17 protein-coding genes and 1 tRNA gene are annotated in these 16225 nt (G+C 30.9%); 12 read left to right on the forward strand and 6 right to left on the reverse strand.

What is annotated here, in order from left to right; translation table 11 throughout:
- The coding region (locus tag EC396_RS04900) for a transposase (RefSeq protein WP_164975205.1) at nucleotides 1–470 on the forward strand (470 nt) is incomplete at its 5' end.
- A gap of 150 nt (nucleotides 471–620) precedes the next feature.
- Here EC396_RS04900 and EC396_RS04905 read toward each other — a convergent pair.
- Nucleotides 621–694: transfer RNA gene (locus EC396_RS04905), tRNA-Asn, on the reverse strand.
- A gap of 329 nt (nucleotides 695–1023) precedes the next feature.
- Between EC396_RS04905 and EC396_RS04910 the strand changes: the two genes are divergently transcribed.
- From EC396_RS04910 to EC396_RS04925, 4 genes are all read left to right on the forward strand, one after another.
- On the forward strand, nucleotides 1024–3777 hold the full coding sequence (locus EC396_RS04910) for a 2-oxoglutarate dehydrogenase E1 component (protein ID WP_129365590.1): 2754 nt from the start codon (nucleotides 1024–1026) through the stop codon (nucleotides 3775–3777).
- Nucleotides 3778–3851: 74 nt separating this feature from the next.
- Nucleotides 3852–5057, forward strand: a complete 1206-nt coding sequence (odhB, locus tag EC396_RS04915; protein ID WP_129365591.1) for a 2-oxoglutarate dehydrogenase complex dihydrolipoyllysine-residue succinyltransferase — start codon at nucleotides 3852–3854, stop codon at nucleotides 5055–5057.
- 338 nt (nucleotides 5058–5395) lie between these two features.
- Nucleotides 5396–6712 carry a T9SS type A sorting domain-containing protein gene (locus tag EC396_RS04920; RefSeq protein WP_129365592.1) on the forward strand — a complete coding sequence of 439 codons (1317 nt, stop codon included), beginning with the start codon at nucleotides 5396–5398 and terminating at the stop codon, nucleotides 6710–6712.
- A gap of 246 nt (nucleotides 6713–6958) precedes the next feature.
- A complete protein-coding gene (locus EC396_RS04925; RefSeq protein WP_129365593.1) occupies nucleotides 6959–7699 on the forward strand; it encodes a transporter in 741 nt (246 codons plus the stop codon).
- A gap of 15 nt (nucleotides 7700–7714) precedes the next feature.
- On the opposite strand, the gene EC396_RS04930 is transcribed toward EC396_RS04925, so the two are convergent.
- A complete protein-coding gene (locus EC396_RS04930; RefSeq protein WP_129365594.1) occupies nucleotides 7715–8236 on the reverse strand; it encodes a CvpA family protein in 522 nt (173 codons plus the stop codon).
- 64 nt (nucleotides 8237–8300) lie between these two features.
- Here EC396_RS04930 and EC396_RS04935 point away from each other — a divergent pair, with 64 nt between their 5' ends.
- Nucleotides 8301–8654 (forward strand): hypothetical protein, encoded by a 354-nt coding sequence (locus tag EC396_RS04935; RefSeq protein WP_129365595.1) that lies wholly within the window; start codon nucleotides 8301–8303, stop codon nucleotides 8652–8654.
- A gap of 18 nt (nucleotides 8655–8672) precedes the next feature.
- On the forward strand, nucleotides 8673–10019 hold the full coding sequence (locus tag EC396_RS04940) for a thioredoxin-like domain-containing protein (protein WP_129365596.1): 1347 nt from the start codon (nucleotides 8673–8675) through the stop codon (nucleotides 10017–10019).
- A 44-nt stretch (nucleotides 10020–10063) separates the two neighbouring features.
- Here EC396_RS04940 and EC396_RS04945 read toward each other — a convergent pair whose 3' ends face one another.
- The 4 genes from EC396_RS04945 to EC396_RS04960 all read right to left on the reverse strand — a co-directional run bounded on the left by EC396_RS04945 (nucleotide 10064) and on the right by EC396_RS04960 (nucleotide 12296).
- Complete coding sequence (locus EC396_RS04945) at nucleotides 10064–10441, reverse strand: NifB/NifX family molybdenum-iron cluster-binding protein (RefSeq protein ID WP_129365597.1); 378 nt, start codon at nucleotides 10439–10441, stop codon at nucleotides 10064–10066.
- Nucleotides 10438–10860, reverse strand: a complete 423-nt coding sequence (locus EC396_RS04950; RefSeq protein ID WP_129365598.1) for a DUF134 domain-containing protein — start codon at nucleotides 10858–10860, stop codon at nucleotides 10438–10440. The genes EC396_RS04945 and EC396_RS04950 overlap by 4 nt, the downstream gene beginning before the upstream one ends.
- 76 nt (nucleotides 10861–10936) lie before the next feature.
- Nucleotides 10937–11296: a YraN family protein gene (locus tag EC396_RS04955; RefSeq protein ID WP_129365599.1), complete on the reverse strand. Its 360-nt coding sequence runs from the start codon at nucleotides 11294–11296 to the stop codon at nucleotides 10937–10939.
- Between the two features lie 7 nt (nucleotides 11297–11303).
- Complete coding sequence (locus EC396_RS04960; protein WP_129365600.1) at nucleotides 11304–12296, reverse strand: hypothetical protein; 993 nt, start codon at nucleotides 12294–12296, stop codon at nucleotides 11304–11306.
- Nucleotides 12297–12469: 173 nt separating this feature from the next.
- Between EC396_RS04960 and EC396_RS04965 the strand changes: the two genes are divergently transcribed.
- From EC396_RS04965 to EC396_RS04985, 5 genes are all read left to right on the forward strand, one after another.
- The gene (locus EC396_RS04965; RefSeq protein ID WP_129365601.1) at nucleotides 12470–13087 is read left to right on the forward strand and encodes a thymidine kinase; all 618 of its coding nucleotides are present in this window, start codon (nucleotides 12470–12472) and stop codon (nucleotides 13085–13087) included.
- The gene (gene alr / locus EC396_RS04970; RefSeq protein WP_129365602.1) at nucleotides 13077–14189 is read left to right on the forward strand and encodes an alanine racemase; all 1113 of its coding nucleotides are present in this window, start codon (nucleotides 13077–13079) and stop codon (nucleotides 14187–14189) included. Before EC396_RS04965 ends, alr begins: the two co-directional genes overlap by 11 nt.
- 60 nt (nucleotides 14190–14249) lie before the next feature.
- Entirely contained in the window at nucleotides 14250–14654 is a 405-nt protein-coding gene (gene mscL / locus EC396_RS04975) for a large conductance mechanosensitive channel protein MscL (protein WP_129365603.1), read from the forward strand.
- A gap of 275 nt (nucleotides 14655–14929) precedes the next feature.
- A complete protein-coding gene (locus EC396_RS04980) occupies nucleotides 14930–15364 on the forward strand; it encodes a hypothetical protein (protein ID WP_129365604.1) in 435 nt (144 codons plus the stop codon).
- 115 nt (nucleotides 15365–15479) lie between these two features.
- Nucleotides 15480–16211 carry a 1-acyl-sn-glycerol-3-phosphate acyltransferase gene (locus EC396_RS04985; RefSeq protein WP_129365605.1) on the forward strand — a complete coding sequence of 244 codons (732 nt, stop codon included), beginning with the start codon at nucleotides 15480–15482 and terminating at the stop codon, nucleotides 16209–16211.
- The last annotated feature ends 14 nt before the right edge of the window (nucleotides 16212–16225 follow it).

The following is a 16225-nucleotide window of genomic DNA, read 5'->3' on the forward strand; positions in this document are numbered from 1 at the left end:
CAAAAGCAAAGAACAGCACATGCTCTCCCAAAGAGTTTAGCAACGGAGACACAAGAAAACAACTTTTGGCTAGAAGTAGATACTTGCTATACAAAGCCCCCTCAAATTGGACAGAAAGCCAATACTGTAGAAGCAAAATATTGTTCGATCAATATCCTGATATAAAAATCGCTTTTGATCTTACTCAAGGACTAAGGAACATATTCAATACAGCCAAAACTATAGAAGTAGCATATACAAAGCTAGCACATTGGTATAAAGATGTAGAAAATACAGGTTTTAAAGCGTTCAACACAATTGCAAATACGATAACACTCAATTATAGGTCAATCCTAAACTATTTTATAAATAGAAGCACTAATGCTTCAGCTGAATCATTCAATGCTAAAATAAAAGCGTTTAGAGCTCAATTTAGAGGAGTTAGAAACGTTGAGTTCTTCCTTTTTAGATTAACAACAATATTTGCATAAACACAACAATTGTTATTGATTCGTTATTTGAGTTGCTCATAATTCAAAAATAATAAAGATTCTTGAACTAATTCAGATTTGTTTAACCTATGTTTAACCTGTAAAAATAAAAAAGCCACTCAATTTCTTGAATGGCTTGTTATCACTAAGCTCCTCCTCTTGGGCTCGAACCAAGGACCCTCTGATTAACAGTCAGATGCTCTAACCAACTGAGCTAAGGAGGAATATTTCGCTTTAGCGAGTGCAAATATACAAGCTTTTCTTTTTATTCCAAGAGTTTTTTAAAAAAATTTATATTTTTTTATTCTTTTTTTTCAAACGGACTTATAAACTGCTGAAAATTATCATTTAAGGTTTTTACCAAACTTATCATTTTTTATTAGGTTTCTATAATTTCTTTTAAATAGCACCTCAAAACAACTTCATTATTAGCTTAAATCAACTAATTTTATTAATAATACAATAATTTCAAATATCCATCAATAAAAATGGTGGTTTTGGTAAAAGTTGTATTTTTGTGTCGCTAACTAAAACACAGACTATTAAATTAATTATGGATAAATTTTCATTTTTAAATGCTGTACACACCGGTTTTATTTCCGATTTATACGACCAGTATTTAATAAATCCTGATTCGGTTGAACCAAGTTGGAGAGGCTTTTTTCAAGGGTACGACTTTGCTAACGAAAAATATAGTTTAACCGATAACGAAACAGAAACAGAGATAAAATCTGACTATACCGTTCCCGAAAATGTATTAAAAGAATTTAAGGTAATTGACCTTATAAATGGCTACCGAACACGTGGCCACTTGTTTACCAAAACAAATCCTGTTAGAGAGCGACGTAAATACTCACCAACACTTGCACTCGAAAATTTTGGCTTATCTGAAAAAGATTTAGACACTGTGTTTGATGCTGGTCAAATAGTTGGAACTGGTACTGCAACTTTACGTGATATTATTAAACACTTAGAAACCATTTATTGCGATTCTATTGGTGTTGAATATATGTACATTAGAAATCCTCAAGAAATAAAGTGGTTTCAAAATCAACTCAACAAAAATTCTAACCACCCTAATTATTCAAAAGAAACTAAAATATATATTTTAAAAAAATTAAATCAGGCTGTTACGTTTGAAAATTTTTTACAAACTAAATATGTAGGTCAAAAACGTTTTTCTTTAGAAGGTGGAGAAGCTCTTATACCAGCAATTAGTGCTATTATTTGGAATGCTACTGAATATTTTGATGCCAAAGAATTTGTACTTGGTATGGCACATCGTGGCCGATTAAGTACCTTGGTTAATATTTTTAGAAAACCAATCTTAGATTTATTTAGCGAGTTTGAAGGTAAAGATTTTGAAGATGATTTTATTGATGGTGACGTAAAATACCACCTAGGTTTAACCACTAAAAAAACCTTAAAAAACAACAAGGAATTAACTATGAATTTAGTTCCAAACCCGTCGCATTTAGAAACGGTTGGTCCTATTGTTGAAGGAATTGCACGCGCAAAAATTGACAAAGATTACAACGGAGACAATTCAAAATTAATACCAATTATTGTACACGGTGATGCTGCCATTGCGGGTCAAGGATTGGTTTATGAAGTTACTCAAATGAGTAAATTAAACGGTTACTCTACTGGTGGAACCATTCATATTGTTGTAAACAACCAAATTGGCTTTACAACCAATTATTTAGATGCCAGATCTAGTACCTATTGTACCGATGTTGCTAAAGTAACCTTATCTCCTGTATTACACGTAAATGCCGATGATGTAGAAGCTGTAGTACACGCAATTGAAATGGCTTTGGCTTTTAGAATGGAGTTTAAACGCGATATTTTTATCGATTTATTAGGTTATAGAAAATACGGCCATAACGAAGGTGATGAACCTCGTTTTACCCAACCTAATTTATACAAAGCAATTGCAAAACACCCAAATCCAAGAGATATCTATGCCAAAAAATTAATTTCTGAGGGCACCATAGATACCACATTTTTAAATGGTATTATTGATGAATTTAAGAACTTATTGGAGGTTGAATACGAAAACGCAAAAGGAACTGAAACATCAAAGGTTAGAGAATTTATGGAAGAAACCTGGAACGGTTTTACCAGAAAAAAACTGGACACCATGTTACAGCCTACAAATACCACTTTTTCAAATTCAAAATTAAAAGAAATTGCAAAAGTTGTTTCTACCGTTCCTAAAGGTGTAAAATTTTTACGCAAAGCCGAAAAAATATTAAACGATAGAAATGCCATGGTTTTTGAAACCAATCAAATAGATTGGGGAATGGCTGAAACTTTAGCTTACGGAACCTTATTACAAGAAGGTTTTGACGTTCGAATTTCAGGACAAGATGTTGAACGTGGTACTTTTAGTCATAGACACGCTATTTTACGCGATGAAATTTCAGAAGAACGCATCAACTTACTAAATACCATTGATGGTAACAAAGGTAAAATGAGCATTTACAACTCATTATTATCAGAATACGGTGTACTTGGTTTTGATTATGGCTACGCTATGGCACACCCAAATGCACTAACAATTTGGGAAGCTCAATTTGGAGATTTTAGCAACGGTGCACAAATTATTTTCGACCAATATCTATCTGCTGCTGAAGATAAATGGAAATTACAAAACGGATTGGTGGTATTGTTACCTCACGGTTACGAAGGTCAGGGATCGGAGCATTCATCAGCACGCATGGAACGTTTTTTACAATTATGTGCCATTGATAATATGATTATTGCAGACTGTACAACACCTGCAAATTTTTACCATTTATTGCGTCGTCAAATGAAACGCGATTACAGAAAACCATTGATTGTATTTACACCAAAAAGTTTGTTACGCCATCCATTAGTAGTTTCTCCTATTGAAGATTTTTCTGAAGGTAGTTTTCAAGAAGTAATTGACGATACTGTAAATCCAACAAATGTTACTAAATTGGTATTTTGTACTGGTAAATTTTATTACGATTTATTAGCCGAACGTACCGCATTAGAAAGAGAAGATATTGCTTTGGTTAGAATTGAACAATTGTTCCCATTACATTTAGATAAATTACAAGCCGTAATAGATAAATATCCTAACGTAAAAAAATACGTTTGGGCACAAGAAGAACCAGAAAATATGGGCGCTTGGAGTTTTATGCTGCAACGTTTTAGATTGGTTAACCTTGAAGTTGCTTCACAGCCTTTTAAAGCAGTTCCAGCAGCAGGTTCATCTACTCGTTTCAAAAGAAGACATCAACGTATTATTGATAAAGTATTTGATACAACAAAATAAATTAAAAAAACTAACTAATAAAAAATCTACAATTCCTTTTAAAAAAAGAATTAAGATTTAAAAAATATACAAAGATGATTTTAGAAATGAAAGTTCCTTCTCCGGGAGAATCTATTACAGAAGTAGAAATAGCAGCTTGGTTAGTTGCTGATGGAGACTATGTTGAAAAAGATCAACCAATTGCCGAAGTTGATTCAGACAAAGCAACTTTAGAATTACCTGCAGAAGAAAGTGGAATTATTACTTTAAAAGCTGAAGAAGGTGATGCTGTTGCTGTAGGTTCTGTTGTTTGTTTAATTGACATGGATGCTAAAAAACCTGAAGGTTCATCTTCTGTTGAAGAAGCTCCAAAAGTTATTGAAACTCCAAAAGTTGAAAGCAAACCAGTTGAAACTAAAACCTACGCTAGTGGCGCTCCTTCACCTGCTGCTAAAAAAATATTAGACGAAAAAAACATACAACCTACACAAATTAAAGGTTCTGGAAGAGACGGTAGAATAACAAAAGAAGATGCTGTAAAAGCAGTTCCAAGTATGGGAACACCTGCCGGTGGGGTTAGAAGTTCAGAAAGAACCAAAATGTCTATGTTGCGTAGAAAAGTTGCTGAGCGTTTGGTTACAGTTAAAAATGAAACTGCAATGCTTACTACTTTTAACGAAGTAGATATGAAACCAATTTTTGATTTACGCAACGAATTTAAAGATGAATTTAAAGCAAAACACAATGTTGGCTTAGGCTTTATGAGTTTCTTTACTTTGGCTGTGGTTCGTGCTTTAAAAATGTACCCAGACGTAAACTCTATGATTGATGGTGATTATAAAATTTCACACGATTTTCAAGATATTTCAATTGCAGTTTCTGGACCAAAAGGTTTAATGGTGCCTGTACTTAGAAATGCTGAAAACCTATCTTTTAGAGGTGTAGAAAATGAAATAAAACGTTTGGCAATAAGAGCTCGTGACGGACAAATAACCATTGATGAAATGACAGGTGGTACTTTTACCATTACCAATGGTGGTGTTTTTGGATCTATGCTGTCTACACCTATTATCAATCCTCCTCAAAGTGGTATTTTAGGAATGCACAACATTGTTGAAAGACCAATGGCTGTCAATGGCGAAGTGGTTATTAGACCAATTATGTACGTTGCTTTATCTTATGACCATAGAATTATTGACGGTCGCGAATCTGTTGGATTTTTAGTAGCTGTAAAAGAAGCTTTAGAAAACCCAATTGAAATTTTAATGGACAACAATCCTAAAAAAGCATTGGAATTATAAATTTCACTTTTACATTATAAACATAAAAAATCCGAAATATTCCTTATTTCGGATTTTTTTATGATATTTATTAATGCATTCTTTGTACCCATTCAATAAATCACCTCAACATTACCTCAACATTTAATAAAATTTTACAAAAATATTTCAGCTAATACACTTCATAATAGCTTTTTAAAAAGCAATTTACATCTTCACAATACTAGGTTTTACAATCTTTAACCCAAATTCAATCCATATAAATAACTATTTTTTTCAAACTGTATAGTTTGCATATACGTTAAAAACTAATTTTTTAAGTTTTTCATTCTAATTTACACTAAACTTAAAATATTTATATGATGAAAAAAACTACTTTATTATTTTTATTATTAATGGTATCAATTGGATACGCCCAAACCATCCCTGTTACTTTTGAAACAGACATTATAGTTGGTGCAAAAGATGGAGTTGTAACACCTTCAAACGCAAATTGGTTTAGTGATAGCGGTATGAGCTCTGTAGCCGTAGTAGATGCTCCAGTAGATTTTGCTGGACATGGAAAAGCAGGACAAATTAACTCTTCTTCTACAGGTGCTAAATGGCAAAATGCACAACTGTTAATGTCTACAAACTATATAGATTTAACAACTGCTACAGGTAGTAAGACAATCTCTATAGATGTTTACACTACTGCACCTCAAGATTTTCTATTTAAATTAGAGCAATCATTAAATGGAGGTGGAAATGTTGAAATTCCTTTTAGCACAAATGGATTAGGCTGGGAAACAATTCCAGTAGATTTTACATCTACAGGTGTTAATGACCAGTATAAACTTTTAGTGTTATTTCCTTGCTATTCTGCTGGATTTAGCGCACCTGCTTTTGATGGAACAACTTATGTAGACAATATTAGCGGTGTTGTTGGTGAAGCTGCTACTCCACCATCAATATTTAATTTACCTATTACTTTTGAAACAGTACCACTAACATCTGACTTTAATAATTTTGATGGTGGAACTGCAAAGATTATCAACAACCCAAAACAAGGTACTGCAAATAACAGTGCAAAAGTAGGAGAAATGATTAGAAATGGTGGTTCTGCTTGGGCAGGAACTTGGTTAGGCTTAGAAAATAATCTTAATTTTTCGACTTTAAATGCTATTAAAATGGATGTATGGACAATGGCTCCAATTGGAACAACAGTAGCTTTAAAAGTAGAAGGAACAGGCGGAGTTCACAAACAAGAACTTACAACCACAACTGTTACTGGCGCCTGGGAAACATTGTCTTGGGATTTTACAGGTCAACCTGCAGATTTTTACAAACTTGTATTGTTATTTGATCTTAATGTAATAGGAGATGGTAGTGCAACTTCAACTTTCTATTTCGATAATATTGTGCAATACAACACATCAACTGCAAGTATTAAAGATTTTGAAATTGATGGCTTAATGGCTTATCCAAACCCAACAAACGGAGAATGGAAGATTTCAACTAACAATCAAGAAATTGAAGCTATTAATATATTTAATGTAATTGGAACTAAAGTAATTTCATTAAACCCAAATGCAACGTCGGTTAATGTTGATGCTTCAAGCTTAACTCCAGGTGTATACCTTGCAACAATAACTACCGCACAAGGAACAAGCAGTAGAAAATTAATTAAAAATTAAAGAATCAAACATTATATTTTAAAAGCCAAACAAATAAGTTTGGCTTTTTTTATGAATAAAAATGACATAAATCATTTTTATTTAGACTAAATCTAAATAATTTTGTAACAATTTAAGGCCTAACAGTTTTAAAATTTCACACTACAATAGGTTTATTTTTTTGTAATAATAAATTATATTTAGACTTGTCTAAATTTTTATTTAGACTAAACTATACGTAGATTTGTCAATTAAATTATATAAGTTTTGAGATACAATTATTGCATAGTCTTATTTTGTTTATTTTGTTATTCAATTTCACATTCACAAATTGTAGAACCATCAGCAGGTATTGGTAAGCAAATGCTTCAAATTGAAATGGAAGGGCAATATGCTATTCAAAAAGAAGGTAAAACTAAACAAGTAGCTTGGAGTATACCAAGCTTACTTTTTAGATATGGTTTATCTAATGCTGTTGAATTACAATTAAATGCACCTTTAATTAGAGAGCATTTATATGAAAATGACCACTTAATCCATTCATTAAACAAATTTGACCATGTACAACTTGGTTTATCTGTTAATTTATGGAAACAAAAAAACATACTTCCTGCCGCTGCAATCATGGGGCGTATAATTTTACCTTTTGAAAACAACCTAAAAATAAATACGCTTGGTAAAATTGTGTCATTAAACTTTTCAAATACAATTAATGAGCATTTTTCATTAAACTACAACATTGGTTATGCTTATGAAACAGATGCTACAAAATCTGGCTATTACATCGCTAACCTGAGTTATAATTTAAACTCTAAGATTCACTTTTTTTTAGAAAACTTTGCAGATTTTAATAAAGAAATGATTGTATCTCAAAACTTAAATTTGGGTGGCGGATACAATATTAAAAACAATTTAAGTATTGATTATTCTATAGCAAAAGGTCTAAATCACAACCTGTTTTACACTTCATTGTTGGTTACTTGGCAAATAAACACTCAGAAAAAATAATTTTTAAACAAGTAGTTATTCTTTAGAAATATTAAATTCTTTTGCCTTTTCATCAACAACTTCAATAAAGTTAGGCAATAAAGTTGTTGCCAAATTTTTAATAGGCTTGTACAGTGCAGATTCTTCTTGTTGATTTTCGGGAATAAAAGGAATTGTATCGTTTAATTTCGATAAAATTAAAAAAACAATACTTAAAATCACCCCTATTTTTAACGCTCCAAAAATACCACCAAAAATTTTATTTAACATTCCCAACAAAGCAACATCAGCCATTTTGGTTAATAATTTACCCAAAAGTGCAATGGCTAAAACTATAATACCAAAGGTAATAGCAAATGAAACAATGGTAAGGGTTCGTTCATCCCAAGAAAAATAATTGGATAATAAATTCCCTGCATAAAAAGAAAAATGCATTGCGCCATAAATTCCGGCAATTAAACCTATTAACGAAGCAATTTCAACAAAAAAACCTCTCAAAAAACCTCTTACAAATCCATATACCAATATGGCGGCAATAACGATATCAAAAGTATTCATACACTAATTTTTGTAAATATACATGAATCGATTTGTATATTTGCAACCAAACTAAAAACTTCAAATGTCAAGAGATCAAAAATTAAAAGAAGAATGGGAGCTTATTTTACAAATTTTAGCTAAAAGATTTGGTGAAGGAGAGCAACTTAATTTAGATGCTATTATTTATTTAATTGGTGTTCAAGAGCTAGGAAAAGGGGTTATTGAATTTAAAAAAGACGATAAAGTAAACTTAATGCATATTGCCATTTGCAGGTTATTAGAACCTTTTGGTTATTATGAATTTGATTATTTTGATGAAGATGGCTGGCCACATTACAAAACCATTGAAGAACTACCGTTGTTAAAATCGGGAGAACAAACCGTTTTAATAAAAGAAGCCATTGTTTTGTATTTTAAAACACAAAAACTTATTTAAAATTTAAACACAAAATAGATGTTAAAAAAGCTACAAATATTAGTTTTACTTGTTACTATCACTGCTCAAAGTCAGCAAACTGTAACTGGCACAATAAACCCCATAAATACCGATTATACCTGGGCAGCTTTATACCAATTAAAAGGTGCAAAACAAATTTATGTAGACAATGTAAATTTTGAAAACGAAAAATTTTCGATTGTTTTTCCTGAAAATTCTCCAAGTGGTATGTACCGCTTGCGTTTTAAAATGGACAACCAAAGTACCATAGATATTATTTACAATCAAAAAAACATTGAACTTAAGTTAGACCCTTCAAAACCCTTTGAAACTGTAGATTTTATTACTTCAGAAGAAAATATAATTTACCATAAATATGTACAAAAAACCAATGCCATCAAACAAAATTTAGATGCAATTCAGTACACTTATTTTAAAATGAAAACGGAAGCTGAAAAAGCTGAGGCGCGTATTAGTTACCAAAATGTATTGCTTTATTACAAAGAAATTCAGCAAGAATTTGAAGTGAATTCTGAAGGCATGCTTGCCAGTCATTTTATAAAATCAAATGAAAAATACTATGCTGAAAAACTTTTTGAAAATCCGCAAGAATATTTAAATAGTGAGAAAACACATTTTTTTGAATACATAAATTTTACAGATCCTGTTATTATCAATTCAAATGTAATTACACAAGCGGTGTTAGATTACACTTTTTATTTAAATGCTTCTGATGATGTTGAAGTACAACAAAAACTGTATAAAAATGCCATAGATACTGTTTTAGCAAAAGTATCTGATAACAATCTGTTAAAAAGTGAAATCGTAAATACCTTATTATATGCTTTTTCTCAATCTGAAAATTTAACCATTACAGATTATCTGCAAGAAAATTACTACGAAAATTTGCCTGCTGAATATAAAAATGATGAAGATATTAACAATATTTTAGAAAATTTAAAAATAGCAATTGGTAGAACTGCACCAGATTTTACTTTTAATATAAATGGCGAAACAAACAGTTTACACAATTTAAACACAGCAAAAACGTATGTATTGGTTTTTTGGAGCACAGAATGTTCGCATTGTATAGATGAAGTTCCAAAATTATACGATTATATGCTTAACAAAACCAACGTTCAGGTAATTGATATTGGATTGGAAAATAGCAATGTTGAATTTGAAAAATATGCTGAAAAATTTGAAAAATGGATTTCTGTTTTAGGCTTGGGAAAATGGGAAAATTCAATTTCAAAAAATTACAATATTGTTAGTACGCCTACTTATTTTATTTTAAATGAAGCTAAAACAATTATTGAAAAACCCGAATATATTGAAGATGTAAAAGCTTATTTTGAAAATTAAAGTTGGTTTTTAATATGAAAACCAACTTTAATTTTTAATCTTAATTAATGATTGCATTGGTGGTCATGCTCATGTTCGTGATGTGCGCAAGTTATGCCACTATCTTTAATTTTTCCTTGTAAGTATAGATTTATTATTTCATTGGTATTTCCAGAACAACCTCTTACAACATCAATATTACAGGCATTTAAAACATGAATAGCTCCAGTACCAATACTGCCTGCAAGCATTAAAGACACACCATGTTCTACCAAAATACTTGCTATATTAGATTTACATCCACATCCTTGTTCTGCTGCTAAAGTTTCTACTTCAATAATTTTATTTTCATTTGAAATTGTATAAATTTCATAGAAGTTACATTGACCAAAATGATCTTCTAATTGATTATTACCATCTACAGGTATTGCTATTTTTTTCATTGTAAATTTGTTTTATTTAAAGTTATAAATTCATTTTTATTGCAATTATTACATTTCGTACTGGTGTTGTGTTTTTTTTCATGCCCTTCAACCAAGTCGTTACATTTTTTACACCTATACCAATCATTATCAAATTCGTAATTACCACCATCAATAACAATGGCTTTTCCTTCAACAAATGCTTTTGTAATATTTTTTAGTGCTTTGTTATAAATTCGGGTAAGTGTTGGTCTAGAGATATTCATTAAAACTGCCGCATCTTTTTGCTGAAGCATTTCATAATTAACCAATCTAATACTTTCGTATTCTTCAAAAGATAATTTTATAGTTTCTAAAGCACATCTAGGAATTCCAAACGGCTTAAACCCTTTCATTTTTGGTGGTTGAGCAACTTTTCTATTTTTTTCAGGTCTAGCCATTTCAATTATTAAAGCACAAATATAATGAACCTACGTTCATAATATTGTACCTTAAGTTACATTATGCATAAATAAATTAAAAATGCAAAAAAGCATCTTCTAAATGTTCAATATCAAAATGAGGATGGTTTTTTGTAATGGCAATAATATCAAAACGAACCTCAACATCTAAATCTCTAGAGATTACATATTCATTTACTGCTTCAACCAATAGCTGAATCTTTTTTTGATTTACAAAATCTTGAGGATTTCCAAAGTAATCACTAGAACGTGTTTTTACTTCAACAACAGCTAAAATGTTGTTTTTTAAAGCAATAATATCTATTTCTGCTTTTTTATAGCGCCAATTGCGCTCTATAATTTGATAGTTCTTTTTTTGAAGTAATTCTACAGCCAACTCCTCGCCTAACTCACCAAGTTCATTGTGCTTAGCCATCTTGTTTTTATAAATATCTACGTTCAATTATATTTAAAAGTCGCTCTTCATATTCTAATTTACCAGACCAATCGTAATCTGGCTTTACAAATTCTAATACAAAGGTTTTGGCTTCAGCTTCAGTATCAAAAGAATTTAATTGCGATAAAACGCGGTTAAAATCTTCCTGACTTCCATCAAATAAATGTTTAACAAACCCTATTCTATCATTTAAACCAATTTGCAGATTTTTAGAAAATAACGCGTCGTTCAACGATTTTGGTTTTGGTTCTGGATTGGTTTCAATTACAGGATTTTCTTTTGTGACTCTTTCAAAAAGATTGGTAGCAACATCGGCAGAAATAGCATCTTTAAACTCATCTTCTAAACTAAAATGCATTTGTTCAATGTCTCGCTTGTTGTTTTTTACGTTGCTTTTTTCTGTTTCAAAAATTTCTTCAACCTGCTCAATGCTTAATTTTGGTTTTTCTTCAACAACTTTTTCAATCGCTTTTTCAACTTCAACAGTGTTTGGCTTAATTGGCTCAACTACAATTTCTTCCTCTTCAATCAACTTCTCGACTATTGTTTTTGATACAACAGCAACAGGTTCTTCAATAAAATCTTCAATTTCAATTGCTTTTTCTTCAACCTTAGCTTTGACATCTTCAATTACAGATTCTTGCTCTTTTGCAGCTAACAAAGCATCTTCTTGTTGTTCTTTTAAAATTAAATCAGCCAAAACAGTTTCATCCAAAGTATCTTCATCTATCAAAAGATCTTTTTCATCAATAGCTGCAAACACAATTTCATCTTCAATTTCTTCAACAATAGCAACTTCCTTTTCAATAATTTCTTCCGAATAAAAATTAGACAAATTGCTTTCAACAAATTTTAATACACACAATTTTTCATAAATAATTTGTGCTTTTTTATGTAAATCAACCACATTACAAGTATCTTCCATTTCTAAAATACTGTTTGCCAGGTTTACTAAATCGGCTTTTAATTTTTTGTGCATAAGTTGAGATGTTAAATATTTTTTGATCTATAATTTTTAATAAATTTGTGTGATTTGAAAATGTACAGTATTACCTTTCAAAAATTAGTCAACTAAGGTAATTAAATATAACCATATATTTGTTGCATTTATTTTAAAAAAATACAATAACCTTTCAATTGTGAAATTACAAAATGTTTCTTGAAAATACCGTAAATCATAACGAACAATTTGGCTGGATTGAAGTAATTTGCGGCTCCATGTTTTCGGGTAAAACCGAAGAGTTGATCCGCAGGCTTAAAAGAGCACAATTTGCCAAACAAAAAGTAGAAATTTTTAAACCTACTATTGACAGAAGGTATGATGACGAAAATGTAGTTTCGCATGATGCTAATGAAATTAGGTCAACACCCGTACCATCTTCGGCAAACATTAGGCTTTTAGCCAATGATGTTGATGTGGTTGGTATTGATGAAGCACAGTTTTTTGACGATGAAATTGTTGCTGTTTGTAACGACCTTGCAAACCGAGGTATCCGCGTAATTGTTGCTGGTTTAGATATGGATTTTAAAGGCAATCCGTTTGGACCAATGCCTGCCTTAATGGCAACTGCAGAGTATGTTACAAAAGTACATGCCGTTTGCACTCGAACTGGAAATTTAGCACATTATAGCCATAGAACCGCACCTAGTGAAGCGCTTGTTTTATTAGGTGAAACACAAGAATATGAGCCTTTAAGCAGATCGGCCTATTTTAAAGCTATGCAAGAAGCAAAAATTAAAAAATCCGAACAAGCTAAGGATGGAAAATAACCACATTACCATATTAAATATTGATTTAAACGCTGTTGATTTTAACCTAAACTACTTTAAATCTAAACTTAAAACTACTACCAAAATTTTAGCGGTGGTAAAAGCATTTGGTTACGGAAGTAGTTCTTTTGAAATTGCCAAACACATAGCTTCAAAAGTTGACTATTTTGCTGTTGCTTATTTAGATGAAGGCATTGCACTTAGAAATGCAGGAATTAAAACACCTATTTTGGTGCTGCACCCACAAAAAGTGAATCTTCAAAAAATGATTGATTACAATTTAGAACCTACCATTTATTCTGTACAATTATTAAAAGATATTATTGAAATTGCACAAACAAATGAAGGACTAAAAAACTATCCTATTCATCTTAAATTCAACACCGGATTAAACCGTTTGGGATTTGCAAAAAAAGATTGTTTAGAAATTTCAACCCTTATAAATAATCAGGACGCTGTACAAATTACTTCTATATTTTCGCACATTGCAGCTAGTGAAGATTTAAATGAACGCGCATTTACTTTACAACAAATAAATAGTTTTAAAAATATTTCAAGTGAATTGATTCCAACGCTAAAAAACAAACCTTTTCAACATATGCTAAATACCTCGGGTATTATTAATTATGCTGAAGAAGCCCAGTTTGACATGGTACGTTTGGGTATTGGACTGTATGGTTTTGGAAATGCTACTGAAAAAACCAATCAGTTAAAAAATGTTTTCACTTTATCATCTGTAATATCTCAAATTCACACTATTGAAAAAGGAGATAGCGTGGGTTACAATCGCTCATTTATGGCGCAAAGTACTATCAAATCTGCTACCATTCCTATTGGTCATGCTGATGGAATTTCACGTCAGTTTGGAAAAGGAAAAGGCTACGTTTATATTAACAATAAAAAAGCGCCCATTTTAGGCAATGTTTGTATGGATGTTATTATGGTAAATGTTACTGATATTGACTGTAATGAAGGTGATGAAGTTTTTATTTACAAAAACCAACAACACATGGAAGATTTGGCAAAAAACATCAACTCAATTCCTTACGAATTACTCACCGCTATATCTCAACGAATAAAAAGAATTTTCACAAAATTTTAACATTAACAAAATTTTATTATATTAGCACCTCAATAATAAAAAAATTCAATTAAAATGGGAATGCTAAAAGAATTTAAAGATTTTGCTGTTAAAGGAAATCTAGTTGATATTGCTGTTGGTTTTGTTATGGGTGCTGCATTTAATAAAGTAGTAGCATCGTTTACAGGTGGTATTGTTTCTCCATTGGTTGGACTTGTATTTAAATCAGATTTTAAAGGTTTAAAATATGTTATTAATGAAGGTGTTATAGATGAAGCTGGAGCAGTAACTGGTGAAATTGCAGTTATGTATGGCGAATTTTTAACCAATTTAATAGATTTTACTATTGTAGCTTTTGTAATGTTTATGATGATAAAAGCAATTAACAAAACTAAAAAACAAGAAACGCCTGCACCTGCTGCACCAAAAGGACCTTCTCAAGAAGATTTATTAGTAGAAATTAGAGATTTACTAGCAAAAAAATAAACAAAGAAATAAACCAAACTTTCTTTTTATGAATGAGAAGGGTTTGCTTAAATGCAAACCCTTTTCTATTTAATTAAATACCGTGTTTAAGCTCAATTTCAACAACTCCACCACTGGCTCTAACACCCCAATGCCCAGCATCATTGCCAACCAAAACTTTTTAACAAATAAACTCAACAATCGTTATATAAAAATTTGGCTTCACACTTTCCAACTTTCAACTAAATTATTAAACATTAATTCACTATTTTTGTCAAACTAAAAAACTATCTATTATGACTAAAATGATTCACTCCTATTGGGCTTACATTGCATTAATTGTTTTAATTTTTGCAGTTGTAAATGCTATTATGGGTCTTAATTCAAAAAAAGATTTTACAGCAAAAGACTTACGAATTTCATTATTTGCTTTGATTGCTTCACATATTCAATTACTAATTGGGTTTGTTGCTTATTACACCTCTGATTATTACGTAATTATGCGTGAAGCAGGTATGGGAGAAGTTATGAAAAATAGCGATTTGAGAAAAATATTAGTAGAGCACCCTCTTGTAGGAATCATTGCTATTACTTTAATTACTATTGGATTTTCTAAACATAAAAAGAAAGCTACCAGCAACGGAAAATTTAAAACAATTGCAATATTTTACACCATTGCATCGCTTTTAATTTTAAGCAGAATTCCTTGGGCACAATGGTTTTCTAACTAAATAATTTCATTGAGCCTGTTAAATAATTTTCTTTAACAATTTTGTATTTTATACTAACAGGCTCAATTTAAAATATCTGTAACACCGCTTTTAAACATTCTATTTTCTGTTTACAATGAAAAAAATAGCTTCTTACATACTCTCTTCAATATTTTATTTTTTTTACGGAATTTACTTGCTTTTTTTCCATGTTGTACAATGGTTGGGTTTTAACCTTGGCGGTTACAAAGGACATAAATTTGCAGTTGATTTTATGAACTGCTCACTTACCAAATTATTATATATTTTAGGCTCTAAGGTCACATTTATAAGTAAGCATCCTATTCCAAAAAACGTTCCTTTAATTTTAGTTTCCAATCATCAAAGTATGCACGACATTTGTCCAATTTCGTGTTTTATGAAAGATTACCATCCTAAATTTGTTTCAAAAATTGAATTGGGAAAAGGCATCCCAAGTGTTTCTTACAATTTAACACATGGTGGATCTGTTTTAATAGACCGTAAAGATGCGCGTCAAGCACTTACAGCACTTAAAGACTTTGGAAAATATATTGAAGAAAATAAATACACTGCTGTTATTTTTCCTGAAGGAACAAGAAGCAAAGATGGTAAACCAAAGCGTTTTTCAGAAAATGGACTAAAAATGTTAACCAAATTTGCACCTTCAGCCTATGTAATTCCTGTAACAATTAACAATTGTTGGAAATTAAATAAAAACGGCTCTTTTCCCTTAGAAATTGGTGTACCTATTACCTTTGAATTTCACGAAGCTATTGAAGCAAAATCAATGAAATTTGAAGACTTGTTTGAAAAAGTTGAAGCGACAATAAAAAATTCCGTAATTTAGCAGTAACTACTACT

This window comes from Lutibacter sp. HS1-25, from assembly GCF_004121075.1.
GTDB lineage: Bacteria > Bacteroidota > Bacteroidia > Flavobacteriales > Flavobacteriaceae > Lutibacter.